The 24,981-nt window shown below is 23.1% G+C and carries 30 protein-coding genes; 10 read left to right on the forward strand and 20 right to left on the reverse strand.

The features are described from left to right. Positions 1-239 precede the first annotated feature (239 nt). Positions 240-2,624 carry an endopeptidase La gene (gene lon, locus AAHH39_RS07825; protein ID WP_342217654.1) on the forward strand — a complete coding sequence of 795 codons (2,385 nt, stop codon included), beginning with the start codon at positions 240-242 and terminating at the stop codon, positions 2,622-2,624. Positions 2,625-2,776: 152 nt separating this feature from the next. Here the strand turns inward: lon and AAHH39_RS07830 are convergent, their stop codons facing one another. The 9 genes from AAHH39_RS07830 to AAHH39_RS07870 all read right to left on the reverse strand — a co-directional run bounded on the left by AAHH39_RS07830 (position 2,777) and on the right by AAHH39_RS07870 (position 7,148). Further along, the gene (locus AAHH39_RS07830) at positions 2,777-3,202 is read right to left on the reverse strand and encodes a hypothetical protein (RefSeq protein ID WP_342217655.1); all 426 of its coding nucleotides are present in this window, start codon (positions 3,200-3,202) and stop codon (positions 2,777-2,779) included. 159 nt (positions 3,203-3,361) lie between these two features. Further along, on the reverse strand, positions 3,362-3,625 hold the full coding sequence (locus AAHH39_RS07835; protein ID WP_342217656.1) for a hypothetical protein: 264 nt from the start codon (positions 3,623-3,625) through the stop codon (positions 3,362-3,364). A 26-nt stretch (positions 3,626-3,651) separates the two neighbouring features. Then, entirely contained in the window at positions 3,652-4,224 is a 573-nt protein-coding gene (locus AAHH39_RS07840) for a hypothetical protein (RefSeq protein WP_342217657.1), read from the reverse strand. Next, entirely contained in the window at positions 4,224-4,475 is a 252-nt protein-coding gene (locus AAHH39_RS07845; RefSeq protein WP_342217658.1) for a hypothetical protein, read from the reverse strand. Before AAHH39_RS07845 ends, AAHH39_RS07840 begins: the two co-directional genes overlap by 1 nt. A 206-nt stretch (positions 4,476-4,681) precedes the next feature. After that, positions 4,682-4,807 carry a hypothetical protein gene (locus tag AAHH39_RS07850; protein ID WP_342217659.1) on the reverse strand — a complete coding sequence of 42 codons (126 nt, stop codon included), beginning with the start codon at positions 4,805-4,807 and terminating at the stop codon, positions 4,682-4,684. A 16-nt stretch (positions 4,808-4,823) separates the two neighbouring features. Further along, complete coding sequence (locus AAHH39_RS07855) at positions 4,824-5,246, reverse strand: hypothetical protein (protein WP_342217660.1); 423 nt, start codon at positions 5,244-5,246, stop codon at positions 4,824-4,826. Between the two features lie 178 nt (positions 5,247-5,424). After that, positions 5,425-6,282 carry a hypothetical protein gene (locus AAHH39_RS07860; RefSeq protein WP_342217661.1) on the reverse strand — a complete coding sequence of 286 codons (858 nt, stop codon included), beginning with the start codon at positions 6,280-6,282 and terminating at the stop codon, positions 5,425-5,427. A gap of 329 nt (positions 6,283-6,611) precedes the next feature. Continuing rightward, positions 6,612-6,815, reverse strand: a complete 204-nt coding sequence (locus tag AAHH39_RS07865; RefSeq protein WP_342217662.1) for a hypothetical protein — start codon at positions 6,813-6,815, stop codon at positions 6,612-6,614. A 57-nt stretch (positions 6,816-6,872) separates the two neighbouring features. Continuing rightward, the gene (locus AAHH39_RS07870) at positions 6,873-7,148 is read right to left on the reverse strand and encodes a hypothetical protein (RefSeq protein WP_342217663.1); all 276 of its coding nucleotides are present in this window, start codon (positions 7,146-7,148) and stop codon (positions 6,873-6,875) included. A 300-nt stretch (positions 7,149-7,448) separates the two neighbouring features. On the opposite strand from AAHH39_RS07870, the gene AAHH39_RS07875 reads away from it, so the two are divergent. Further along, the gene (locus AAHH39_RS07875; RefSeq protein ID WP_342217664.1) at positions 7,449-7,676 is read left to right on the forward strand and encodes a hypothetical protein; all 228 of its coding nucleotides are present in this window, start codon (positions 7,449-7,451) and stop codon (positions 7,674-7,676) included. A gap of 419 nt (positions 7,677-8,095) precedes the next feature. On the opposite strand, the gene AAHH39_RS07880 is transcribed toward AAHH39_RS07875, so the two are convergent. The 3 genes from AAHH39_RS07880 to AAHH39_RS07890 form a co-directional block, all read right to left on the reverse strand. Beyond that, positions 8,096-8,320 carry a hypothetical protein gene (locus AAHH39_RS07880; RefSeq protein ID WP_342217665.1) on the reverse strand — a complete coding sequence of 75 codons (225 nt, stop codon included), beginning with the start codon at positions 8,318-8,320 and terminating at the stop codon, positions 8,096-8,098. A 177-nt stretch (positions 8,321-8,497) separates the two neighbouring features. Next, positions 8,498-8,755: a rolling circle replication-associated protein gene (locus AAHH39_RS07885; protein ID WP_342217666.1), complete on the reverse strand. Its 258-nt coding sequence runs from the start codon at positions 8,753-8,755 to the stop codon at positions 8,498-8,500. A 31-nt stretch (positions 8,756-8,786) separates the two neighbouring features. Further along, positions 8,787-9,017, reverse strand: coding sequence for a hypothetical protein (locus AAHH39_RS07890; RefSeq protein WP_342217667.1), 231 nt, complete (start codon positions 9,015-9,017; stop codon positions 8,787-8,789). A 215-nt stretch (positions 9,018-9,232) separates the two neighbouring features. On the opposite strand from AAHH39_RS07890, the gene AAHH39_RS07895 reads away from it, so the two are divergent. The 4 genes from AAHH39_RS07895 to AAHH39_RS07910 all read left to right on the forward strand — a co-directional run bounded on the left by AAHH39_RS07895 (position 9,233) and on the right by AAHH39_RS07910 (position 12,227). Further along, a complete protein-coding gene (locus AAHH39_RS07895; protein WP_342217458.1) occupies positions 9,233-10,177 on the forward strand; it encodes an IS30 family transposase in 945 nt (314 codons plus the stop codon). A gap of 129 nt (positions 10,178-10,306) precedes the next feature. After that, positions 10,307-11,113, forward strand: coding sequence for an ABC transporter ATP-binding protein (locus AAHH39_RS07900; RefSeq protein ID WP_338976285.1), 807 nt, complete (start codon positions 10,307-10,309; stop codon positions 11,111-11,113). An 82-nt stretch (positions 11,114-11,195) separates the two neighbouring features. Further along, a complete protein-coding gene (locus AAHH39_RS07905; RefSeq protein WP_342217668.1) occupies positions 11,196-11,840 on the forward strand; it encodes a hypothetical protein in 645 nt (214 codons plus the stop codon). Between the two features lie 54 nt (positions 11,841-11,894). Beyond that, positions 11,895-12,227, forward strand: a complete 333-nt coding sequence (locus tag AAHH39_RS07910) for a hypothetical protein (RefSeq protein WP_342217669.1) — start codon at positions 11,895-11,897, stop codon at positions 12,225-12,227. 203 nt (positions 12,228-12,430) lie between these two features. Here the strand turns inward: AAHH39_RS07910 and AAHH39_RS07915 are convergent, their stop codons facing one another. Further along, positions 12,431-13,549 (reverse strand): Mbov_0401 family ICE element transposase-like protein, encoded by a 1,119-nt coding sequence (locus AAHH39_RS07915; protein WP_342217670.1) that lies wholly within the window; start codon positions 13,547-13,549, stop codon positions 12,431-12,433. Between the two features lie 297 nt (positions 13,550-13,846). Here AAHH39_RS07915 and AAHH39_RS07920 point away from each other — a divergent pair, with 297 nt between their 5' ends. Both AAHH39_RS07920 and AAHH39_RS07925 read left to right on the forward strand, forming a co-directional pair. Further along, on the forward strand, positions 13,847-14,422 hold the full coding sequence (locus AAHH39_RS07920) for a hypothetical protein (protein WP_338973854.1): 576 nt from the start codon (positions 13,847-13,849) through the stop codon (positions 14,420-14,422). Positions 14,423-14,562: 140 nt separating this feature from the next. Then, entirely contained in the window at positions 14,563-14,709 is a 147-nt protein-coding gene (locus tag AAHH39_RS07925) for a hypothetical protein (protein WP_342217671.1), read from the forward strand. Position 14,710: 1 nt separating this feature from the next. Here the strand turns inward: AAHH39_RS07925 and AAHH39_RS07930 are convergent, their stop codons facing one another. Beyond that, entirely contained in the window at positions 14,711-14,989 is a 279-nt protein-coding gene (locus AAHH39_RS07930; RefSeq protein WP_342217672.1) for a hypothetical protein, read from the reverse strand. 85 nt (positions 14,990-15,074) lie between these two features. On the opposite strand from AAHH39_RS07930, the gene AAHH39_RS07935 reads away from it, so the two are divergent. Next, entirely contained in the window at positions 15,075-15,335 is a 261-nt protein-coding gene (locus AAHH39_RS07935) for a hypothetical protein (RefSeq protein ID WP_342217673.1), read from the forward strand. Positions 15,336-15,358: 23 nt separating this feature from the next. On the opposite strand, the gene AAHH39_RS07940 is transcribed toward AAHH39_RS07935, so the two are convergent. Further along, positions 15,359-16,918 carry a hypothetical protein gene (locus tag AAHH39_RS07940; RefSeq protein WP_342217674.1) on the reverse strand — a complete coding sequence of 520 codons (1,560 nt, stop codon included), beginning with the start codon at positions 16,916-16,918 and terminating at the stop codon, positions 15,359-15,361. Next, entirely contained in the window at positions 16,860-18,110 is a 1,251-nt protein-coding gene (locus AAHH39_RS07945; RefSeq protein WP_342217675.1) for a hypothetical protein, read from the reverse strand. Before AAHH39_RS07945 ends, AAHH39_RS07940 begins: the two co-directional genes overlap by 59 nt. A gap of 518 nt (positions 18,111-18,628) precedes the next feature. Between AAHH39_RS07945 and AAHH39_RS07950 the strand changes: the two genes are divergently transcribed. Beyond that, the gene (locus tag AAHH39_RS07950; protein ID WP_342219300.1) at positions 18,629-19,867 is read left to right on the forward strand and encodes an IS256 family transposase; all 1,239 of its coding nucleotides are present in this window, start codon (positions 18,629-18,631) and stop codon (positions 19,865-19,867) included. Here AAHH39_RS07950 and AAHH39_RS07955 read toward each other — a convergent pair. From AAHH39_RS07955 to AAHH39_RS07970, 4 genes are read right to left on the reverse strand one after another with little or no spacing between them, the layout of a single operon-like run. Continuing rightward, the gene (locus AAHH39_RS07955) at positions 19,854-20,024 is read right to left on the reverse strand and encodes a hypothetical protein (protein ID WP_342217676.1); all 171 of its coding nucleotides are present in this window, start codon (positions 20,022-20,024) and stop codon (positions 19,854-19,856) included. The genes AAHH39_RS07950 and AAHH39_RS07955 overlap by 14 nt on opposite strands. A gap of 15 nt (positions 20,025-20,039) precedes the next feature. Beyond that, positions 20,040-22,088, reverse strand: coding sequence for a hypothetical protein (locus AAHH39_RS07960; protein ID WP_342217677.1), 2,049 nt, complete (start codon positions 22,086-22,088; stop codon positions 20,040-20,042). A 3-nt stretch (positions 22,089-22,091) separates the two neighbouring features. After that, a complete protein-coding gene (locus tag AAHH39_RS07965; RefSeq protein WP_342217678.1) occupies positions 22,092-23,678 on the reverse strand; it encodes a hypothetical protein in 1,587 nt (528 codons plus the stop codon). A 48-nt stretch (positions 23,679-23,726) separates the two neighbouring features. Then, positions 23,727-24,965 (reverse strand): IS256 family transposase, encoded by a 1,239-nt coding sequence (locus tag AAHH39_RS07970; protein WP_342219300.1) that lies wholly within the window; start codon positions 24,963-24,965, stop codon positions 23,727-23,729. Positions 24,966-24,981 lie beyond the last annotated feature (16 nt).

Below are 24,981 nucleotides of genomic sequence, written 5' to 3' on the forward strand. Positions count from 1 at the left end.
TAACCTAATTACCAATTTAATAATTAGGTTATTTTATCGTTTATTTTTTTCAAAAAGTAAAAATTATCAAAAAAAAAATAAATGTAATAAAATACTACTAGTATAAATTAAATATGAATTAATAAGTGCTGCTGTAATAGTATAGTATAAATCAAAAATTAGATATTTTAGCAATTAAGTATTGCAAGTGCTAATGTTTTATATTATAATCCAGTTAATACATTATTTGAGGTGAGACAATGAAGATAAAAAATATTACTAATATTCCAGTACTAGTAACAAGAGGAAGTTTTGTTTTCCCAACAGTTGAAATAGAACTAGAAGTTGGCAGACATAAATCAGTAGCGGCAATTAATGAATCGGTAGCTAAGTTTAATTCAGAAATTATTTTAGTTTCGCAAAAGAATCCAAAAGTAGATAATCCTCAATTAAGTGAAGTCTACAATCATGGTACTTTGTGTAAAGTTCAAATTCAAAAAAGTCATAATGATGGTACACTTACCGTATCTTTTTATGGACAACAAAGAGTTAAAGTTTCTAAGTTTTATGATGATAAATTTTATACAGGAGATGCTGAAACTTTAGTTAGTCCTAATGTTTCAAAATCATTAGAAGAAGAGTTGATCCAAAGAATTGTAAATAATTTACAACAGATTTTAGATGTTCATGGTTCAATTCCACAAGGTGTAATTAGTCAAATCACCGATGGAATGAAAGCTAGTGAAATTATTGATAAAATGGCTCAATTTTTACCATTTTTAACTATCAATAAACGCCAAGAAATTTTACAAGAAATTGATATTAATAAACGTTTAGATTTATTATTGAAAGATGTTGGTGGTCAAAAACAAGTTGGTGCCATTGAAAAGGATTTAACAGCTAAAATTAAAGATCGTATTGATGAACAACAACGTGAATATTATTTACGAGAAAGATTGCGTGCTATTAAAGAAGAATTAGGCGAAATTGATGGTAAGTCTAATGAAATGAAACGTTATTTAGAACGCTTAGAAACAGAAGAGTTTCCTGAAGCAATCAAAACTCGTGTTAAAGAAGAAATTAGTCGTTATGAAGATATGCCACAAGCTTCAAGTGAATCAAATATAATTCGTACATACATTGATTGAATGATGACTTTACCTTGATTTCAAAAAAGTGAAGAAAAATTTGATTTAATTAATGCAAAAAAAATTCTTGATAAATATCACTATGGTTTAGAAAAAGTTAAAGAAAGAATTATTGAATATCTTGCTGTTAAAAAAATGGCTAAGGCAATGCCAGGACAAATTATTTGTTTAGTTGGCCCTCCTGGTGTTGGTAAGACTTCTTTAGCTAAATCAATTGCTGAAGCGATGGGGCGTACTTTCGTTAAAGTTTCACTTGGTGGAGTTAAAGATGAATCTGAAATTCGTGGTCATCGTAAAACTTATATTGGTGCGATGCCAGGAAGAATTATCCAAGGTATGAAACGTGCTAAAGTTATTAATCCATTATTTTTATTAGATGAAATTGATAAAATGTCATCTGATTATCGTGGTGATCCAGCTAGTGCTATGTTAGAAGTATTAGATCCTGAACAAAATGCTAATTTTTCAGATCATTATATTGAAGAAAATTATGATTTATCACAAGTTATGTTTCTAGCAACAGCTAATTATATAGAAGGTATCCCTGAACCATTAAAAGATCGAATGGAAATTATTGAACTTTCTTCATATACAGAATTAGAAAAACTTGAAATTGCAAAAAAATATTTAATTCCTCGTGTTATTGAAATTACTGGTTTAAATAATAAAATGTTAAAATTTAAACCAAATTCAATTGAAGAAATAATTAAATATTATACAAGAGAATCAGGTGTTCGACAGTTAGAAAGATTATTAAATAAAATTGCTCGTAAATTTATTGTTAAACTTTTAAATAAAAAAATTAGTACTGAAGAAATTGTTGCTGATAATGTTAAAGATTATTTAGGAAAACAAATTTTCGATTATACTAAAAAAGAAAATGAATCACAAATTGGAGTGGTAACTGGTCTTGCTTATACTCAATATGGTGGTGATATCTTACCAATTGAAGTAAACTACTTTAAAGGAAAAGGTAATTTAGTATTAACTGGTAAATTAGGTGAAGTTATGAAAGAATCTGCTACTATTGCTTTAGATTATATTAAAGCAAATGCTATTACTTTCAATATTCCTGATACTTTCTTTGCAGAACATGATATTCATATCCATGTTCCTGAAGGAGCAGTGCCAAAGGATGGTCCAAGTGCTGGTATTACTTTAACAACTGCAATTATTTCTGCTCTGACAAGTAAACCTGTATCAAAAGATATTGGTATGACAGGTGAAATTACACTTCGTGGTCATGTATTACCAATTGGTGGATTAAAAGAAAAATCAATTTCTGCTCATCGTAGTGGACTAAAAACAATTTTAATTCCAAAAGCTAATATAAAAGACTTAGAAGATATTCCAGAAGAAGTAAAGAAAAAATTAAATATTGTTTCAGTTGAATTTTATTCTGAAGTATATGATTTTATTTTTAATAAACATAAAGCAAAAATTCACTCACCTATTAATAATATTAAACCAACTTCAAGTATTATTGATGAAGGTTAAAATCTAATTAAATTATTAATAACTATAACTTTAAAAAAAGTAAATACTAAAAACAAGTATTTACTTTTTTTTATATAAAATTTTTTTATATTTGTGATAAATTTGATTTGCTTTTATTTGTTACAGAAAAATTAATTTCCGAATTTACATTCTTAATTATATTTTTTTTTGTTAATTTGTAATATTAGTTCATTTATTTTTACTAAATTTTGTTGTTTGATTTCTTTGATTTTTGTTAAAATAGTTATTTTTGTTTCTATTTTTTTATTTCAATTAAATAATCCAATAGTAAGTACTTTTATTATTTTATTTATTTTTTTATTATTTAATTTTTTTGATAGGTTATTTATTGAATTTATAAAATTATTTTCTAATTTTTTTAAAGATTCTAAAGTTTTTATTTTTTTATTTAAAAATTGATAATGATTTTGAGTATTTTTTTTATTATTTTCTCAAAAGTCAAAAATATCATTGTAATCTTTACTATAAGTTTCAATTGGAAAATGTAAATAAAGATTAATAATATGATAATTATCTGCTATAAAGTTAACTTCTCTTTCTAAGTCATTAATATCCATTTTTTAATGTCTCCTCTTTTAAAAAATAAAAAACCCTTTACTTTTAAAATAAAGTAATGGGTTAAAACTTTGATCAAGTATATAGGGACTACGTCCCTCGCCACTACGTGGCTCACCCAAATTATAGTCGCAGTAGGTTCACTGCGACTATAACTATTTTTATTTATCTTTATTTTTAGGTTTATCTTTTTTCTTTAAAATATTATCTAATTTATCCAAACCAGCAGATTTAATATCACTATAAGTCATATCAATACTACTTGCCTCTTTAAGGTATTTTTTAGGTGACAATTCACTTTTAAGTTCATGCACATAATGTAAAGCCCTAGAATTATACCTTTTCAACCAATGTCTAGGAAAAAATAAAGTCATAGCCATTGCTTCACCACTATAACTTGGAGGCATAATACCTTTTTTAATCATTTTCTTTGTTCTACGACGTGAAAACACTACTTTATTATAATATCTTCAATATTAGTATATAAATTAAGATTAAATATAACAATAAAACCCAAAAAACGCATACGTTTAACTTGCACAACATACTCTACTTTTTCTCTTGCTTGCACTGGTATTCTATTAGGGTGTTGTTCAATTAAATACATCGTACCATTAAACATGTGACCTATTAATTTACAAAATTGCCCTAAACTTTCTTGTTGATTTTTAAACTGCATTCCTAAATCATTAGAATTTATTTTTAATGCTAATTCATCTAAAATTATTAAATCTTGTTCCTCAAAAGCATAATCATTTGCTAACTGATTAAAAGTAAAAACATCATTATAATTAACCAAATAAGAATAACCATTTTTTAATTTAATAGGAAAAGGACTAACAACTCGTTTTTTATGAGTTTGTGCTAAACAACAAGCAAGAGCAGATTTACCAGTTCTTGGAGGTGCTGAAATAATATAACTACCAACTCGTTTTAAAATTTTAACATTACGAATAGTTATACAAATTGGATAAATAATCATAATTAAACCTATAACTAACAACACATAACCATATCAAGGCATTATTTAACCACCTTATTTTTATTTTTAAACTTATTTTTAATTCAAAAACAAAATTTTATAAAATATGAACTTAAAATAAAAGGAAAAATAAAATCAAAAAAGAAAATTAAAAATTTTGAACCAAAACTAGCATTTTCAAAAAATAACTTTAATTTATCTACATCAAAATCAAAAAATAAAGCAGTAAACGATGATATTAAAAAACAAAAAACAACTCCACTACAAATTTCAAATAAATCTTTCTTTTTCATAATAAACTCCTAACCTATAATTAAACTAATTGCTCTAACAAATAATCATAAAGGTATAATATTTTCTATTCCACTAACAATATCAACAATCTGGCTCAACTACATTGTGTTTTCTATGTTTAAATTTTCAAACTAACTTTTAATAGTACCTTTAAAAACCCAAGAAGTACCAAGCACAGCAATTATCACAACTATTCATTTAACCATTATTTTCTACCTCCTAAAAAACTATCAAAACTCATATTTTCATATAATCTCTGTTCAAAATTTCTTTTTGCCTTTTTCTTATGTAACTTTTGTCTTGGCATATTTTTTCATTTATTTTTTTTCATAAAATTAATTCACTCCTTATAAAATAAATGTTTTTATCATTTCATTTTGTTCGTTAATTTTTGGCATTTCATTATTATTAATTTCCAATAATTTATTTTGAAATTCTAATGTTTGTTTTAATTCTTTTATTTGATTATTTAAATTTTCAAATTTTCTTTCAACTTTTTGTTTTTCATATCTTTTTCTTTCAACTTTTAAATCATTCTTTTTAATAAATTTATTTTCTTTTTTCTTAAAAACCCAATTTGTTATTTTATTTTTAATATTATTTCATGGAATACTAACATAACCTATAACAATACCAATTAAAATAGATACTGGTTTAATTGCAACAATTCCTAAAACTATAATGCTAGGAATTAATCCTAAAAATATACTAAATGTAATACATCCAGTTAATGCGATAAATTTGAAAATTCATCACATATATATTTTCATTTTAAACACCACCTAATGTATAAGCATAAGAATAATCTTTTAATTATGTAGAAAAGTATGGATGACCAAAAATTATTCATCAATTTACACTTAAAATATTATTTTTAATTAAAAATTTGTTAAAAGTAACATTATTTAGTGTAAAAATTCTCTAAAAATAACACTTTATCATGTATCATTACTTTTCTACAAAATTAAAGGAATAATCCCAATTTAAAGTTGCTCTATCTAAATTAATCTCTGACATACTATCATCATTTAAATCAACATCAATCATAGCGTCATCTGTACTTTGATAATCATTAACACTACCATTAATTAATCTTGCTCTTTCATCAGTAAATACTTCTTGTAACTCTGTATTATTATGTGTATTTCCTAATGGCAACAATAAAGTATTTATAATCTCACTTGCTCCGGCAATAATGGTAGGAATAGCAAAATAATTACTAAAATCATTATTAATACCCATTGCTACACCACTACTAATCAAACAACCACCAGTACCCATATTTGCTATCTTTCTTATATTTTCAAATCTATTAGGTATTAACTCAGTTAAACCACTAATAACATTCGCTATACCAAAACTATTTAAAGATATATAAGTATCTCAATCTACAAAAGGCACATCAATTATAGGTTTAACAGTTGTAAACGGTGGATATGTTGGTCTTGGGGGTTCAGTAGGACATGGTGGTCAAAAACAAGGTTCATCTATTAATAAAGCAACTGACTTATCTACATACTGAACAAACTTAGCATAATTAATTAAACCAATTGTTCCTAAACCTAAAAATATCTTTTTATAACTATTAATAACTTTATTTCTAGTAGTAGGTCTTTGATTAATATTCCATATATCAATTCCTAACTTTTTACTAAATAACAAAGAATTAATAGAACCTAAAATTGGGTCTTTTAAATATTGACCATAATAAGCACTAACTCCTACCATAGCACTTAATGGACTTAATCCAGTTCTTAATATTTTAGTTAAAGTATAATTACTAGTTTGTTCTAACTCATTAGGCATAAATAAAACTCCTTACTTTATATACTAATAAGGAGCTTATTTATGAATTATAATCTAATCCATTGGGGCTTAATGAAAAATATATAATCCATATATAAGCCCCTTATTTAATTTTTTTATCTTCTAATCTTACTTAATTCTTGTTCTGTTAAACAACAATTTTCACATTGTTTAAAAATACACGCTTTATGGTGTACTTCATGATTTTTACATGTAATACAAACCATTATTTTTTATCTCCTATTTTTTTTCTTATTCGTTCCATTTCATTAGCAACTCTATAACACATTTCACAACCATATACTCTCTCATAAGTTCAATCACTACACTTATGTCTCATAATTTAACTTACTTTCTTGTTGTCTCATTGATTTATTTAAAGCAATATCTAATATACAATTTGGACAATAATATTTTCTAGTATATAAGTTTTGCAAAACTCTTTTAGGACAAATAACTTGATCGCAAAGTTTACATATATAAATCGCTAAATGAAATGCTTGTTCACATGAACAATTATTAACTTTTGCCATAATCTAATTAACTCCTAATCTATAATAATTATTTAAAATTACCCTTTTAATAAATAACTATTTTCAATTAGAAAGTTTTTTAATATTACCGCTTAAATCCAATTCTAGTGAATAAAAATTACCAACTTTTAAATCAACAGCTGATAAACAATTATTAAAATCACTGATAATATCAGGGTTATATCATTTATCACGTGTTTGACCAGTTGCCCAACCTGTTTGCTTATTAATTTCTACAAGCTTCAAAACATCAAACTTCAATGTTTGACCTTTATTATTTTTATCGGGAATAATACGCCCTTTTTCAATATTAACTAATTGAACTTTAAACATAAAAAAACTCAACTCCTAGCCGTAATGTATTTAAAAATACATATATTGAGTATAGTAGGGTAAAACCTATACTTATTAGTAATATAACACAAAATTATAAAAATACAATAAAAATAAAAAAATTGGCTAATGTACACGGCTAGGTAATACATTAACCTATTAAGCATTATATATATATATATATATATATACAAGTCTTTTATATCAAAAATATCAGTTTAATTTCATTAAATAAAAAATATATAATATTATCTTTTCCAAAATGATAAAATTAATACATAAAAAAAGGAGAACTTAAAAATGATAAATCACAAACTTAAAAAAATAAAACTAATAATTTTATCACTATTGATTTTAACTATATTAATTATAAGTATAGGTTTATCTTTAATAGGTTTTTATAATTTACAAGATAATATAAAGTATATACCTTGTTACTATAACTATCATACAAAACAAGAAATAATAATACAAAAAAATGGTTTTACTTTATTAAAAGAATATGGCTTTAATTTTGTAGAAAAGTAATGATACATGATAAAGTGTTATTTTTAGAGAATTTTTACACTAAATAATGTTACTTTTAACAAATTTTTAATTAAAAATAATATTTTAAGTGTAAATTGATGAATAATTTTTGGTCATCCATACTTTTCTACATAATTAAAAGAATATGGTTTAAATTATATATTAAACAATACTAAATTAAATTGTTCTAAACATTATTTGCTTCAATATAGTTTTAAAAATTATAATATTAAAACATTATTACAATTACAAATTGGAATTATTTTTTCTGTAATTTTAAGTCCAATTTTAATATTTATAATTATATTATTAATTTTTTTAATTATTGGTTTAAAAATAAAAATAAAAAATAATAACTTTTGAGATGCAATAAAAAATTGTGAAATAATTAACAATTACTATATTCATTAATAATATTTTTAATGTAAAACTTTTTTCTTAAAATCTATTTTTTCAACTTTATTACCAAAAACTTTTTCTGTCCAAGTCAAAACATCTTTATTTTTTTGAATTAAATAACCAATTTCACTAGTTCGTAAATAATGCTTATGCGATAAAGCACTTAAATATACATATTTTTCATAATCTTCATATTCTTTAAAATAATCATTTACAACAGTACTTTCAATAATACCACCAATCATAACAGTATCACCGTTACTATCTCTTTGAGATTTAAAATAAAATACATTTGTTGCATTAAAACTCGCTTTAATTATATCTTGAATTGTTAATTTTTTAATACCACGAACTACAATAGGATTTTTACAATTACGACTAAAAGCATAAGCCTTTACACCTATATCTGCTTGATTTAAAGACTAAACATCATCTAATGCTTTTGTAACATATTTACCCAAATATTTAATAACAAATTCATTAGAACCTTTTTTAACAATAATTAACTTAATACATTGTTTCTCTGCATGTGGTCATCAATCAATTATCATACTGTAAGGTATTTTACGATTAAATAATATATGAAAATGAACAGCACCACGAGTTTGATATTCATAAACATAAAAATACTTTAATTCGCCTAAATATTTTTTTAATTTTGTAGAAAAGTAATGATACATGATAAAGTGTTATTTTTAGAGAATTTTTACACTAAATAATGTTACTTTTAACAAATTTTTTAATTAAAAATAATATTTTAAGTGTAAATTGATGAATAATTTTTGGTCATCCATACTTTTCTACATAATTAAAAAAATATTTTGCACGTTTAGGGTCATTTCATCATTTCTTTAATTTAAGAAAAAATAAACGAATGTCTTTTTTTGCTTTTTTAATATCTTGCATATTATCTTTATAAGTTAAAGTAACAAAACTCAACATCTTACTATCATAAAAATTATGTAATGCTTTTTGTATTAAATTAGTTTTAGTACGAGAAGTATTATTTCTTAATTTCTGTTTATTACCAACATAAGATTTACCCCTAACATTTCCAATATTATTTAAGAAACCTGAATTGTAAAATTAAAAAGGACACTTATATAAAAATTAAATTGTGTTAATTCTATAATTAAGAAAAGAAAGGAATTAGTACAATGTATAAGTATCTGACTATTGAATCAATAATAGCAATAAAAGAATATAAAAGTTATGGATTTTCGATTCGTAAAATAGCAAAAGCCATTGATTATAGTAAATCAACTGTACATAGAGTTTGTAGATTATTAAATCAAAACTTATTGCCATTAGAAATATTGAATAAAATTCAAAAAAATAAACAAAATGCAGGTAGAAAATTAATAATTTTAACTTTAATAGAAATTAATACTATTAATCATTTGTTAATTACTAAAAATTATGCTCTTGATATAATTGCTAATTTTTTAAAGGAAAATAAAATAAAAAGTATTTCAACAAAAACTTTATATAACATGTTTAAAACAAATCGAATGGGTTTTGACGAAAATAACTTATTGAGAAAAGGAAAAAATAAACCTCACAAACAAAAAGAAACTAGGGGCAGAATTAATAATTGTAAGTCTATTCATGAAAGAAATTTAATCATTCCTAATATTAAAAATATAGAAGAATTTGGTCATTTAGAGGGTGATACTATCATTGGTAAAGATCATAAAAGTTCTATTATTACTTTAGCTGATATATGATCAAAAACCACAATTCCTTTAGCAACTAAAAATAATAAATCAGAAAATATTACAAAAAGTATAATAAAATTTATTTCAAAGTTACAAAAAGGAACAGTTAAAACTATTACTTTTGATCGTGGTAAAGAATTTAGTAAATGAAAATTAATCGAAAAAAATTGTAATGTTAAGATTTATTTTGCAGATCCTGGTAAACCTTGTCAAAGAGGTTTAAATGAAAATAATAATGGTATTTTAAGAAGATATTTACCAAAATCTACAGATCTATCTTCATATAAACAAAAAGATTTAAATACTATAGCATTTCAAATTAATTCTACACCCAGAAAATCACTATCTTATAAAAGACCAATAGATTTAATACAATTATTTTAAAAAACTGTCCCATTTATATTTACAATTCAGGTTATATTATATAATATTTTAATTTTTATAACTTAAAAAACAAGTAATATTTATGTAGTAATTATGATAAAATTATAAAGTTATAGGAAGGAAGTAATTATGATTAAAGATAAAAAAAATAATGTTGAAATCATTAATGTCAGTAAAAACTATGATAGTAATGAAGTCATTAAAAATGTTAGTCTGAATATTGCTATTGGTGCCAAAATTGGTATTGTTGGCCCCAATGGTACTGGAAAAACAACATTATGTGAAATGATTTCCCAACTTCGTAAACCAACAACAGGTACTATTAATATTAAACCTGATTTAAAAATAGGCATGCAATTACAAGAAACTAAATTTCCTCGTGGTCTAACTGGTTGAGATATGGCCCAATATTATATGAGAGCTTATCGTTTAAATAAGTCTGTTGAAGACATTCAAAAGTTATTGTACTATTTGGACGCTGAAGCATTTATTAATAAACCTATTATTACTTTATCGGGTGGTCAACAACAAAAAATAAATATTTTATTAGCATTAATTGTTGAACCAGATTTATTAATTTTAGATGAATTAGCTACGGGATTAGATTTAGAGGTACGTGAGCGAATTTATGAATTACTAGAAAAAGAAGTTTTTATTAAACCTAATCTTTCAGTATTAATTGTTTCACATAATATGCAAGAAATTGAACGTTTTTGTCAACAAATTATTTTCATGTTTGAAGGTTCAATTATTAGTATAAATGATGTTAAAACTGTTGTTAAAGAATATGGAAGTATTGAAGAATATGTTAAAACTAAATTTAAAGAATATAAAATAGGTATGTATGATAGCGAAGCGTTATTAAAAAGATTAGGAGGGGAAAATAATGAAAAATGAGCTAAGTCTTGAAAAAAACACCTTAAAAAACAAAAATAATGATTGATCTCTTCTTAATTTATTTTGAAATTATTTAAAACGTAATCGTTCAATTATTATTTTTTCAGTTTTCGTTTCACCATTGATTTTTATTGGTGCATCAATTGGTGGAAATAATCAAATATTATCATCACCTGCTGGTAAAAACATTGGACGATTTATTTTGATGATTATTTGATTGACACAAACTGCTTCCTTTTCAATTCAAACTTTTTTAGCTATTTTATTAGATTTAAAACAAAGCGTAGTTTATCGACGCATTGGTTTAACAAGAATTAGCAAAACCAAGTTTATTATTATAACATCAATATTTAATTTAGCGTTAGTTTTAATTTCTGATATTATTATTTTTATTGGTGTTATTATTATTGGTTATGTTGTTCCTTTATCTGGAATGATTAGTTCCATTTTTAATTGACAATTATTAATTATTATTTTATTTACATTATTTTTTTCTATTACTATTACTAGTATTGCTTTGCTAATGTCAGTTATTATTAAAAGTCGTACTGGACAAGCAATTGTTAGTTTATTTACTAGTTTATTAATTGTTGCGCCATTAATTATTTTAACTTACTTTTTAGCTAGTCTTATTGGTGAAGGATTAGTTTCAAGTATTGGTGTTGGTGCTGTTGTTGGTATTTTAGTAGGTATATTTATTGCTTTAAATCTTATTAGTTGTGGCATTTATTATTTAACTTGAAAACTATTTAAATGATTTGATTAATTTTTATAAAAGTATGTAATGAATTATAAAATAACAAAGGAGTGAAAATATACAATGCCTAAAAATATAAGAAAATATGTTATTGATGAACAACCAATTAATTATTTTGATAAAGTTAAAGCATGATTTAATGCACTTAAAACTTTAGCATCACTTGTTGCTGAAAATGGCTTTACAGATGGTTGTTCGATATTCCCTAATAATTTTTTTACTTTAGGAATATTGGGAACAGCTACAGCAATGTCAATAACAGATGGTTTAAATTTACAGTTAGATAATTATAAAAAACCACTATTACAACCAATTCTAAATGGAGCAAAATGAATTTGAACTAAAACAAAATCATTTGGGACGGTAACAAAAACGGAGGATATAATTACTTTTTAAACATTTCTTTCAAATTATAGAGAAGAAATAACTGTAATTATATGCAATTGTAAATACATCTTACTACTAAATTAAATTAATTTCAATTAAAATACAAATATTGAAAAAATCAATAATAAAATTAATATTTATACACAACAAAAATTCTTATTAACTTTTAATTTAATAAGTTTTTAATATTTTAATAAAAATAAAAATTTTGATTATGTTTTAGAATTTACAAGATTACACTTAAAAATAACCATTTTAATATAAATATTTATACTATATGTTCTATTACCAAGCATTTCTTTTAAAATATATCAAATATTACTTTCAGCAAAAGTACCTATATTTCATTTAGCACCTTGATTTTCAATTCCTTGTTTATTATTTTTAAAATATTGTTTTTTTAATTTTTTATGATTTTTTAATATTTCATTCATATATTTTATTAACTCATCATATTGACAATTTTCAATAAAATTTCTACAAGTATTATATTCGTTTCAATATTTTCCTTTATTTCCAGCAATTATTCCTACATATAACTTTTTAACTAAATGGAATTTATCTAAAACAAATTGTGCACCTAAATAATCAGCAACATCTTTAATTCATTCTGCACTATCACCACAAATAATAATTTTTGCTTGGTCAAAATTTTCAAAAAATCTATTTCCTTGTTCTAAAATAAATTCAGCAGTTTTTTTAAAACCAATTGCTGTTTTTGTTGGTCTTATTATTACATCTACTCTTTTATTAACTAATTTATGATTAATATTATCTGTACAAAATAATACTAAGCGCATTGAATATTTACCAGAATTACGTTTAAATTTTCAAAACTTACGATGTCCATCATCAATACTAATATAAATAAATTGATTTGGTTCTAATTTTATTTTAGGAACATCTAATTTATTGACTTGATATTCTTGAAATACTCTTCCAATACTTGTTGTACTAAATTTTGTTTGTTTCATAGTATGTAAAATATCACGATATTTTTTTCCATCTGCAAAATGTTCAATAACATTATTTTTGATATCTTGACAAGTCCTTTTGTATTTAGGTAATTGCAATTTTTCATCTAATAAACAAATAGGAACTCATTTTTTTAATTGTTCATCATAATATTTATAATCACGACATTTATAAGTAACAAGACCATTGATAGTATTTCTAGTTCTTGTTTTAATTTTAACGGGGATATATTTTCTATCTCTTTCTTTTAAGATTCTTCAATCTGTTTTTTCTCATTGATTTTTTACATCATCTCTAAATGATTGATACATTCTTTTAGTTGCTTCATTTAAAGTTCATAAGTAATTAAAACTCATATTTTTTCTCCTAACTTTTTTTAAATTTTAAATTTATTGTAAATATATTTAAAAAATTAATTTACTTAATTATTATATAAATATATAAGTGTTATTTTAAATAAAATAAAAAATATTTTAAAAAATGCTTTCATATTTAAAATATAATAAACAATTTCAATATAATTAATAGTATAGGTCTCATAAAATAAACGCCTTTAATTTAGGCGTTATTTTGCATTTAAAAGCATACTTGTAAAAATAATCAAAAATAGTACAATTTATAAGTAAAATCAAGGAAAAAAGGAGTAATTTAATATGAAAATAGTTGTTAATAATAATCAATTAATAAAAATTATAAATGATGATTGGAAAAAAAATATTATTGAATTAGCCACTTATAAAACTTTATTAAAAGAAAATATTAATTATGAAAAAGAATTAATTCAAAATATACAATTTCTTACTGTTTTAAAAGATGAATTAAATACAAATATTTTAAAATTTGAGTTTGAAGAACTTAATTATGTTATTGCACAAAAATGCTGACGAAAATATATTAGTCATTTTCATTGAAGTTTAGATTTTTGATATTTTGATTTAGATTTAAAAGAAAGAATAATTAATAATTATAATTTATTTATTAAACATTCAAATCAAAAACAAAAACAACAAATTATTAATAATAATTTTAATTCTAATAATAAAAAGAGAGAATATAAAAATTGAAAACATAATTATTTTAAGAATATAAATGAAAAAATATTAAAAAATAATACGGAACAAGGAATTGATGTTTTTGAATATTTTAAATATGAAATAAATTCAAATGATTTACAAAATCAAACAGCAACTACTCAATATAAATTAAATGTTCAAAAAGGAGTAATTTAATATGAAAACATGAATAAAAACAAATTTTTATAAAATAACATCAATTTTAGCATTATTTCTTGCTACAACTGGTTTAATAGTTGGTTCAATAGCACATCATAAAACTAATGATTTACAATATTATTTAGGACATCAGTATAATGTTTACTGGGGGGGCTGGAACAACTATATGGTCACACAAAACAAAAGATGAACACAAAATAGAATTATATTTTGGAATTAAACCAGATGAAAGTTATGATATCAAGTGAGATGGAATTTATCCAGATGGATATTTTGATAAATAATTTAAATTTCTAAATTTATATAAGAAATATTTTCATTATATTTATCAAATAAATTAATATTAGTTAAATTTATTTCTTGTTTATCTGTTATTAAAATTAAATCATAATTTCCAGAACCAAATATTCCACTTATTTCAATCCGATTTAAATTATTAATCGGATTTTCAATTTGTAATTCAAATTCATTAGTATTATCAATTTGCAAAATTTCTTTATAAAATTCTAATTTAGAAAATAATTGTGATTTATTTGAACCATATAAATTTAAAGCATTTTCCACTTTATTATTACTAATAATTGCTCTTGTAAAGTATTTACCATATTCACCATTACCTAAGGTTCAATCCGCTGGAATTAATGATGGTATGTTATTCGTTTCTAATTCATTTGTAATGGATAATCAATTAAATTGATTATCATCAAGTTTAAATAACTCATTTTGACTAATATCATTATTTTTTAACTTAATATTATTGATATCTGCAAAATCAAAATATGCAGATTTTAGTTTTAATTATGTAGAAAAGTATGGATGACCAAAAATTATTCATCAATTTACACTTAAAATATTATTTTTAATTAAAAATTTGTTAAAAGTAACATTATTTAGTGTAAAAATTCTCTAAAAATAACACTTTATCATGTATCATTACTTTTCTACAAAATTAAAGGATTTTAGTATTACTTTTACATCTTTAAATTGTCAAATATCATCTTTATTAGGATGTATTGGACTTGATTTTAATTCAAAATAATATGGTAATAAAATCTTATTATCATCGTTTAAACCTTTATTAATTGATAATATTGAATAAATATATTCCGACAACATGATAAATATTTGTTTAAAAATTTTTACTTGTTGTAAATTTATGTAATTAGGATAATCTAATTTTCATTGTTTAAATAAATTAGTAATTACTTCATCAGGTTTTTGTCCTTCAAATTTTGCACGTAATTTTGCAATATCATTTTTTGGTTTACCATTATCATTATATGTATCACCTTCGAAGTTTCTATTATAGTTATATGTATAACTTAGCATATCTAATAATAGTTGTTGTAAACTATCATTAGTTGGTGCGTCTTTTATTTCAATTTCAATATCATCAAATCTATTATTAGTTGCAACATATTGATAAAATTGACTTTCACCTACAAAATCTCAAACTTCTTTATCTTTTAATTCTTTTTGACTTTTTAGTGGTCATTTACCACCTAAAACATTACTAAATTCATATCCTAATCAAGCATGTGTAACTCTTGCGTTTTTAATAACTTCTTTTCTTGTTTCAGTTCCACTACTAATTTTAATCAAATCTAAAACTGATTTTTCTTGTCCTATGAATTGTTTTGCTAAATTTCAAGGTAATATTTGTTCACTAAATCATTGTTGTAATATTCTAACTTTTGGTTGAGTTTCAATAGGCATTGATAACAGCGGAAATGCTACCTTATCTTTAACAAATAACTTTGGATATACTTCCATATTGTCAACTTCACCAAGTACCTTTATATTGCCGAAAATCATGCTTCTAGGGGCTTTAATTTTTAAACCAATTACTTTTGTATCTTTTTCTAATGGTTTTTGTAATTTAATAATGATTGGGTAACCATCTCTTGTTTTAAAATCTTTAATTTTGATAATAGTAATACTTTTAGTACTTCTTGTTTTTGGATTTTGATAAGGTTGTGAATAATTATTAATAATATATAAATTATCAATATTATTTTCAGTTAATTGTTCATTAATAGATACTGCATATAACTTAAATTGATTTAATAAATTTATTTCTTGAAATATTAAATTTTTAATATCAGTCATACTATATTCAATTGTATTATCATTAATATTAGTACTTGCTCTTTGATTTAATTGCATAGTAAAGTCTGATGTTTCAGCAGCAGTAGTTTTTAATACTTTATCAATATCAATAAAACCTATTTTAATAGTATTTGCTGAAAATCTTAAACTATTATTTTCATTATTTTTAAATAAACGCTCAATTTCATAAATATAAATTGTTCTTTTTTTAAATTCATCGTATGCTCTATTAATATCTGGGTCACTAGTAGCACTCATCATATTTGTAAAGTCATAAGGAATATTATCAATTAAATAATCATTTTCTACATTTGCTTGATTAAGTTTAGTTTGCTTTTGTTTCTGTGGAAACTTGGTTTGTGGTTTGTTGTCTTGGTTGTCCATTGTTTTCTCCTATTAATTGGTTATTTTCGGGATTAAATAATTTTAATTTAACTGTTAAATTATTAATTTCTTGTTCATCATTAATATTAAATGTTTTACTATTTAATAAATCTTTATCAATTTTCACTAATATTTGAATAAATTTAAGAATATCAATATTAAATTGTCATAATTTTTGTTCAATATAATTAATAGTTGAAATATTAACTGCTGTACTTTCGGGAACTGATTGTTGTGCAGATTTCTTTTGACTTGGTATATGAATACCACAACGTTTAAATATTTCATTAACATTTCAATCGTAGATATCAGTTAAGTTTTTACCTTTAAAATTACTGCTTGTCATATTAATATTTTCATTTTTTTCATTATTATCACCAGTAGTTTTTCAAATATAGTTTTTAGTAACTAATATTCTTACTGCTTCTTCCATTGAAGATTGAACATTACCATAAGTTTGGTCAAAAATAAACTTCGGTGAGTTTAAAATACAATCTAAAACAATTTGTTCATAAATAACATCTAGTGCTTTAATTTTATCCATTACTTTATCACAATCTGCTAACTCATTTGCTTTATTTCGCATAATTGCTATTGGTATATAATTAATGTTTAATGTTTGTTCTTGTGATAAATTAGGATTATTAATGTATGATTTAAAATCTAATTTAGTTTGTTTTTTAGTATCATTAATACTATAAATTGCACGATTAATAGTTACTTGTTCATTATTTAGTGTATAAATTTCAAATAATCTTACAGTTTGTGCATTTTGTTGATAACTATCATAAAAAATAGTACATTGAATTAATTTACCAGTAATATCATAAATTCTTTGTTGTATATCTACTAATTGAAAATATAGATCATCATTTGCAATATAAATTAAATAACCACTAATTCCTAATTTACTTAATTTAAAAATAGAATTTCAATTTTTTCTATAAAATTCTTGTTGAATTAAATATTGTTTAATGGTTTCATTATTTATTTCTAATGGAGCATTATATAAATTAGCATTATTTTCTGCTACAAAATCAGTAAAATAAGTTTCATGATTAAAATCATTAAAACCAAAATAATTTAAAATTGAAGCATGAGTACTTTTATTTTTATTAGTTAAAAATTTTACTTTTTCATTTTGATTATCACTAATATTACTTTTTTCTTTTCTTTTAAATAGACTTAACATAATATTCACCACCTTTCTTTAAAATATTTGATTAATTTTTAATATAATTTTTACAATAATGAATATAATTAAACCAGCAGTTGCTGATGATAGAATTACTCCAATTAAACCTAAAATAATTTTTATAATTTTAAAAAACATAATATTATTCCTATAATTCTTCTAATTTTCATACATTACCTTTTAAATTACCTTTTCCACTATAAATAGTAATTAATTTTGCATGTTGAACTGATAAAATTACTATATTAACACTATCATTAAAGGTTTGTATTGGTACACCAGCAATTTTGTTATCCGTTATAATAAATTCTTGAATAGTATAAACTGGATTATATATACTTCAAGAATAATAAACTCTATAATGTTTATTAACTATAAAATCATAAGTAATTTGTCAATTATCTCATTTATTTTTTTCTCTGGCAATGTTTAGTAATCTGTGTAACTTACAAAAATAACTATGTTTAATTAATTCTAGTAAATATAATTAAATGACTAGAAAGAGTGAGTTACAGATGGCTAAAAAACAAAATATTAATAATAATGATCCAATATCAAAAGCAGTAGATTTATTATTAGAAAATACTGAAGATTTAACAACAGTTTTTAAAGAAGGGGGTTTATATAAAGAATTAACAAAACGTTTAGTTGAAAAAATGTTGAATTCTGAAATGCAAAATTATTTAGGATATGAAAAAAATCAACATAGTAATACTGAAAATGCTCGTAATGGTACAAGTTCAAAAAAATTAATAACTCAACAAGGTAAAATTGAGATTGATGTACCAAGAGATCGCAATAGTGATTTTACTCCTGTAATAGTTGCAAAAAGACAGCGAAGATTTGATGGTTTTGATCAACAAGTGCTTTCACTATATGCAAAAGGTATGACTCTATCTGACATTAGAATGCAGTTACAAGAGTTATATCATGGTGCTGATATTAGTGAAAGTGTTATTAGTCAAATTACTGATGATGTTATTGATGATGTCAAAACATGACAAAATCGACCATTAGAAAGCATTTATCCGATTGTTTATTTTGATTGTATAGTAGTTAAAGTTCGACAAGATAAACGGATTATTAATAAATCAGTTTATATAGCATTAGGAGTTGATTTAGAAGGTAAAAAAGATGTTTTAGGCTTATGAATTAGTGAAAATGAAGGTGCTAAATTTTGATTAGCTAATTTCACAGAAATGAAAAATCGAGGCTTAAATGATATTTTGATTGCTTGTAGTGATAATTTAACAGGCATGTCAGAAGCAATACAAGCAGTTTATCCTAAAACAGAACATCAATTATGCATTGTTCATCAAATTCGAAATAGTTTAAAATATGTTTCATACAAACATCGAAAAACTCTAGTTACAGATTTAAAACCAATTTATAGTGCATGTAGTGAAGAACAAGCAATGCAAGCTTTAGAATCATTTGAAAGTAAATGAAATAAACAATATCCCCAAATTGCTAAATCTTGATATAAAAATTGAGAAAATTTGATGATTTTTATTAGTTATCCTGCAGAAATCAAAAGAGTAATTTATACAACAAATGCTATTGAATCTGTTAATAGTCAATTACGAAAAGTTATTAGAAACAAAAAAGCTTTTCCTAATGATATGTCAGTTTTTAAAATATTTTATTTAGCAATTGAAAATATAACAAAAAAATGAACATTGCCTATTCAAAATTGAAATACAGCAATTGCTCATTTTATGATAAAATTTGAAGACAGAATTAATCTGAACTAGTACTTTGTAAAACAAAGATACACAGATTTCTAAAAAGCCTCTTTTCTCTTGTTCCTACATCTTTTCATTGTTGATTATTTGGACTTGGTGTTGGATTATTTGGTAATTCAATATCTCAACAATTTTCCTTTAATTTTGTAGAAAAGTAATGATACATGATAAAGTGTTATTTTTAGAGAATTTTTACACTAAATAATGTTATTTTTAACAAATTTTTAATTAAAAATAATATTTTAAGTGTAAATTGATGAATAATTTTTGGTCATCCATACTTTTCTACATAATTAAAACAATTTTCTTCAACTTCATTTGTTTCTAAACTTTTTGAATTAATTTTTAATTTTGGTGTAACATCAACTTTAATTGTATTTTGTAATTCTTCTAATAAAAGAATAGCACCATAATTAATATCTCCACCTTTTAAATATAAACTACAATTAAAACTACTTTCTCTAACAGTTAAAGTTAATATTACATCTTCATCTTTAATTTTAAATTTTGCAAGTAAATAATCTCCACCTAAATAATTACCAGTTTTAAATTCTACTTTATGCTTTATATTTGCTTGATTTACTGGTAATCTATCTAATGTTATAATTACTCTATATACAGTATTAAAATTAATTTCAAACGTATCTCATTCACGATTATTTTTACTTTTACTTATTACTTTTCATATTTCTTTATCTTGTTTTTTATCAATATTTGCTTTATTTTCATTAATAGCACCAGCAACAGTTTTATTAATAGTTTCTAAATTAGGGATTTCTTGACTTACAGCATTCAATTGAAATGCTACTGGAAACTTTTTTTCTGTGTCTTCTAATTTTTTATCTACTTCTTCTTTTTTATAATAATCAGTTAAATCGATTTTACCACCACTAGCACTAATTTTATTATTTTCATCAATAGTTATATTAGCACCTGCAATTAATTTATCTTGTTTTTTATCTAATAAATTATTAGTTTCTAGTTTTGTGTAATAATCACGTTCAGTATTTTCTTCTGCTATAAATTCAGTTGGTGTTCCAGTACCTTGATATTGATATATATTATGAATTATTGGTGTATACTTTTTTGTGCTATTAGCAACAATAAATTTTATTAAATTATCATCATATAATAACATTACTTTGTCAATATTAACATCAATTTTTTCAATTATTATTTGTCTATTTTCTATTTGATGATTAGTAATTCTTATATTAGATTTAGTTAATTTATTATTACTTATAATAAGTTGTTTACTATCGATAAAATAATATGTTCAATCAATAATATATCATATATCTGTTTTAATATTTTCATTTTTAACTTTTTTTCATAAAGGACTAGTTTCAATATTAAATCAATTATTTTTAATATCATCAATATTTTGTTTATTAATATCAACTTTATTTTCTAATAATTTAATACTATTTTCATTTGTAGTAATTCGTTTTTGTTGTTTAGCAGAAAAGTCAGCAGTCGCAGCATGAGTAAAATCACCAATTTGTGGATTATTTTGTAATGCTTCGGGTGGTAATGTCCCAATTTCATCTGGTCAATCTAAAATCATTGTTTCAGTTTTTGGGTCATATTCAGTTGCTACATAACCTTTATTTATAAAGTTTGTAACACGACCCCTATATATCTCATTTTCGTTATCATTAACTAAATCATCATATAATTTTATTTGTTTTGATAATGTAAATTCTTTTTGTTCTTTAATTAATTCATCAACTTGATTTCTAGTATAAAATACTTTTAAGTCAATTTTTTCAATATCTATTTCATCTTGATTATAATTTGAAAATACTTGTTTTAATTCTGTTAATTTTGCTCATATTTTCATTCTACTTGGTGCTAAATCTCAAACATTAATTGTAGGAATACTACTTGCATTAAATGATGTACCATTATTGAATTGAATAGTAGCATCAACATTAAATTCAATTGGTGTACGATTAAATACTCAATGTTCAACCATTACATAAACCATATCTCTTAATGTTTCTTTAATTAATTCATCTTTAAAACTATCAAAAGGAAATTTAGATAAAATAAAATCAAGATAAGCATTAATATCATTTTGAGCGCGAATAGCAAAAGTTGTAAATCAATCTTTGACATTAGGTCATGTATTTATATATTGCGGTGGAGTTTCTGTAATTTTTCCAGTTAATGGATATCAGTTATTATAATTTTCAAGACTGACATCAGTTCAAAGTTTATTAATCATAATTTATCATTCCTTAAAAAATGCTTTTTTATAATGTTTAGTTTTTGTTTTAGTTTTCCTATGTGATATATGGATAATTTCTTTTTGTAATTTTTTCTTACCTTTTTCTACAACTTGACTATATGCAAATTTTTCTAAATGATGTAATAGTCCAGTACCAAATAAAGTATTAACTGAAAATTTTAAACCAACACTTTTAAATGATTTATTAATATTTTCAATAGGATTATTAATAACATTTACTACTTTATGATAAGTTCTAATAGTTCTAAATATTTCTCTATATACTTTAAAACTATCTCTAATTACTTGTTGCACCACTGGTGGAGCAAATGCTATTGCTTTTAATCATTTATTACGATTAACACCATAACCAATGTATCAACCACTATATCAACGATATCAATGAAATGGATGTATTTGAGTAACAAAAGTTTTTGCTTTAAGAATACTATCAACAACTGTAATTGGTTTATACTTAGGATTACGATGATAAATAGTAATTGCACATTTGTCTAATGATAAAGGTTGAATTTTACAACCCATAAATACTGGTGAATTTAGTGGAATTAATTGTGCATGTTTAATTGCTCTTTTTTCTGCACTAGTAAATAAATCTGTTGCTTTTTCTTTTAATTTATTAATTTTTTCAAATGCTTGTTTTTCTAATTTTTCAAATTTTTCTTGTAATTTATATATACTTTCTCGTAATTTTTCAAAATATGGTGTATCTTTTCAAAATTTATTTAAACCTTTTTTTAAATAAAATCTAATATCAAAATACTTAAAAATTTTATTTGCATTTAAAACAATTTTATGAATTGAACTATTTTTAAAATTAAATTTAATAGCATTAGCACGAATTTTTTGTAAATCTAAAATTAAAGTTTTTCCATATCTATTCTCTGTATGTATTGTATGAACTAAATTTAATCAATCATGTTGGTTCATTTTTAATACTTCTTTTAATTCAGTATTATATTTTTTTAAAAAGTTATTTGCTTTTTCAATATCTTTAATTTTAAACTTTGGAGTTAATTGTGGACTTAATTTTATTAATGTATTTTGTAATGATAAATATTCTTTTATTTGTTGTGATTTTAAAGATTTAAAATTATTTTTAAATTGTTTTTCAGCAACATAACCTAAATTTTGTGTTATTGTTTCACGATTAGGTGCCAAACTATAATTAAATAAATAACGTTTATTACCAATGATTTTATCTGTTAAAATTTCTTTTCCACTTACTTGACTAATAATTTCTTGTAAATTTTTTGCTTCTTTAACACCAATTTGTTCTAATGTTTTAGTTTTTTGTGCTAACTTAATAAATTTAGTAGTACGATAACCACGACTAATTTTATTAATTCCAACAAATGCAGGTAATATATTAAAAAAAGTATTTAATGGTGTTACATTTCCTTTTAAATAATCATAAACTTGATTAATAGTAAAATCAGTTAAAAACTCTACACCAACAGCACTAATACTAGCAATTAAATCACTTGCACCTAATCCAAGTGCTATACTTTCACTTAAACCACCAGTAAAAGGAGCAAGTGCTACTGCTATTACTTGTACACCAATCATTTCTAAAGAGGCTTTTTAGAAATCTGTGTATCTTTGTTTTACAAAGTACTAGTTCAGATTAATTCTGTCTTCAAATTTTATCATAAAATGAGCAATTGCTGTATTTCAATTTTGAATAGGCAATGTTCATTTTTTTGTTATATTTTCAATTGCTAAATAAAATATTTTAAAAACTGACATATCATTAGGAAAAGCTTTTTTGTTTCTAATAACTTTTCGTAATTGACTATTAACAGATTCAATAGCATTTGTTGTATAAATTACTCTTTTGATTTCTGCAGGATAACTAATAAAAATCATCAAATTTTCTCAATTTTTATATCAAGATTTAGCAATTTGGGGATATTGTTTATTTCATTTACTTTCAAATGATTCTAAAGCTTGCATTGCTTGTTCTTCACTACATGCACTATAAATTGGTTTTAAATCTGTAACTAGAGTTTTTCGATGTTTGTATGAAACATATTTTAAACTATTTCGAATTTGATGAACAATGCATAATTGATGTTCTGTTTTAGGATAAACTGCTTGTATTGCTTCTGACATGCCTGTTAAATTATCACTACAAGCAATCAAAATATCATTTAAGCCTCGATTTTTCATTTCTGTGAAATTAGCTAATCAAAATTTAGCACCTTCATTTTCACTAATTCATAAGCCTAAAACATCTTTTTTACCTTCTAAATCAACTCCTAATGCTATATAAACTGATTTATTAATAATCCGTTTATCTTGTCGAACTTTAACTACTATACAATCAAAATAAACAATCGGATAAATGCTTTCTAATGGTCGATTTTGTCATGTTTTGACATCATCAATAACATCATCAGTAATTTGACTAATAACACTTTCACTAATATCAGCACCATGATATAACTCTTGTAACTGCATTCTAATGTCAGATAGAGTCATACCTTTTGCATATAGTGAAAGCACTTGTTGATCAAAACCATCAAATCTTCGCTGTCTTTTTGCAACTATTACAGGAGTAAAATCACTATTGCGATCTCTTGGTACATCAATCTCAATTTTACCTTGTTGAGTTATTAATTTTTTTGAACTTGTACCATTACGAGCATTTTCAGTATTACTATGTTGATTTTTTTCATATCCTAAATAATTTTGCATTTCAGAATTCAACATTTTTTCAACTAAACGTTTTGTTAATTCTTTATATAAACCCCCTTCTTTAAAAACTGTTGTTAAATCTTCAGTATTTTCTAATAATAAATCTACTGCTTTTGATATTGGATCATTATTATTAATATTTTGTTTTTTAGCCATCTGTAACTCACTCTTT

The organism is Spiroplasma endosymbiont of Amphimallon solstitiale, assembly GCF_964030965.1.
Classification (GTDB): domain Bacteria; phylum Bacillota_I; class Bacilli_A; order Mycoplasmatales; family VBWQ01; genus Spiroplasma_E.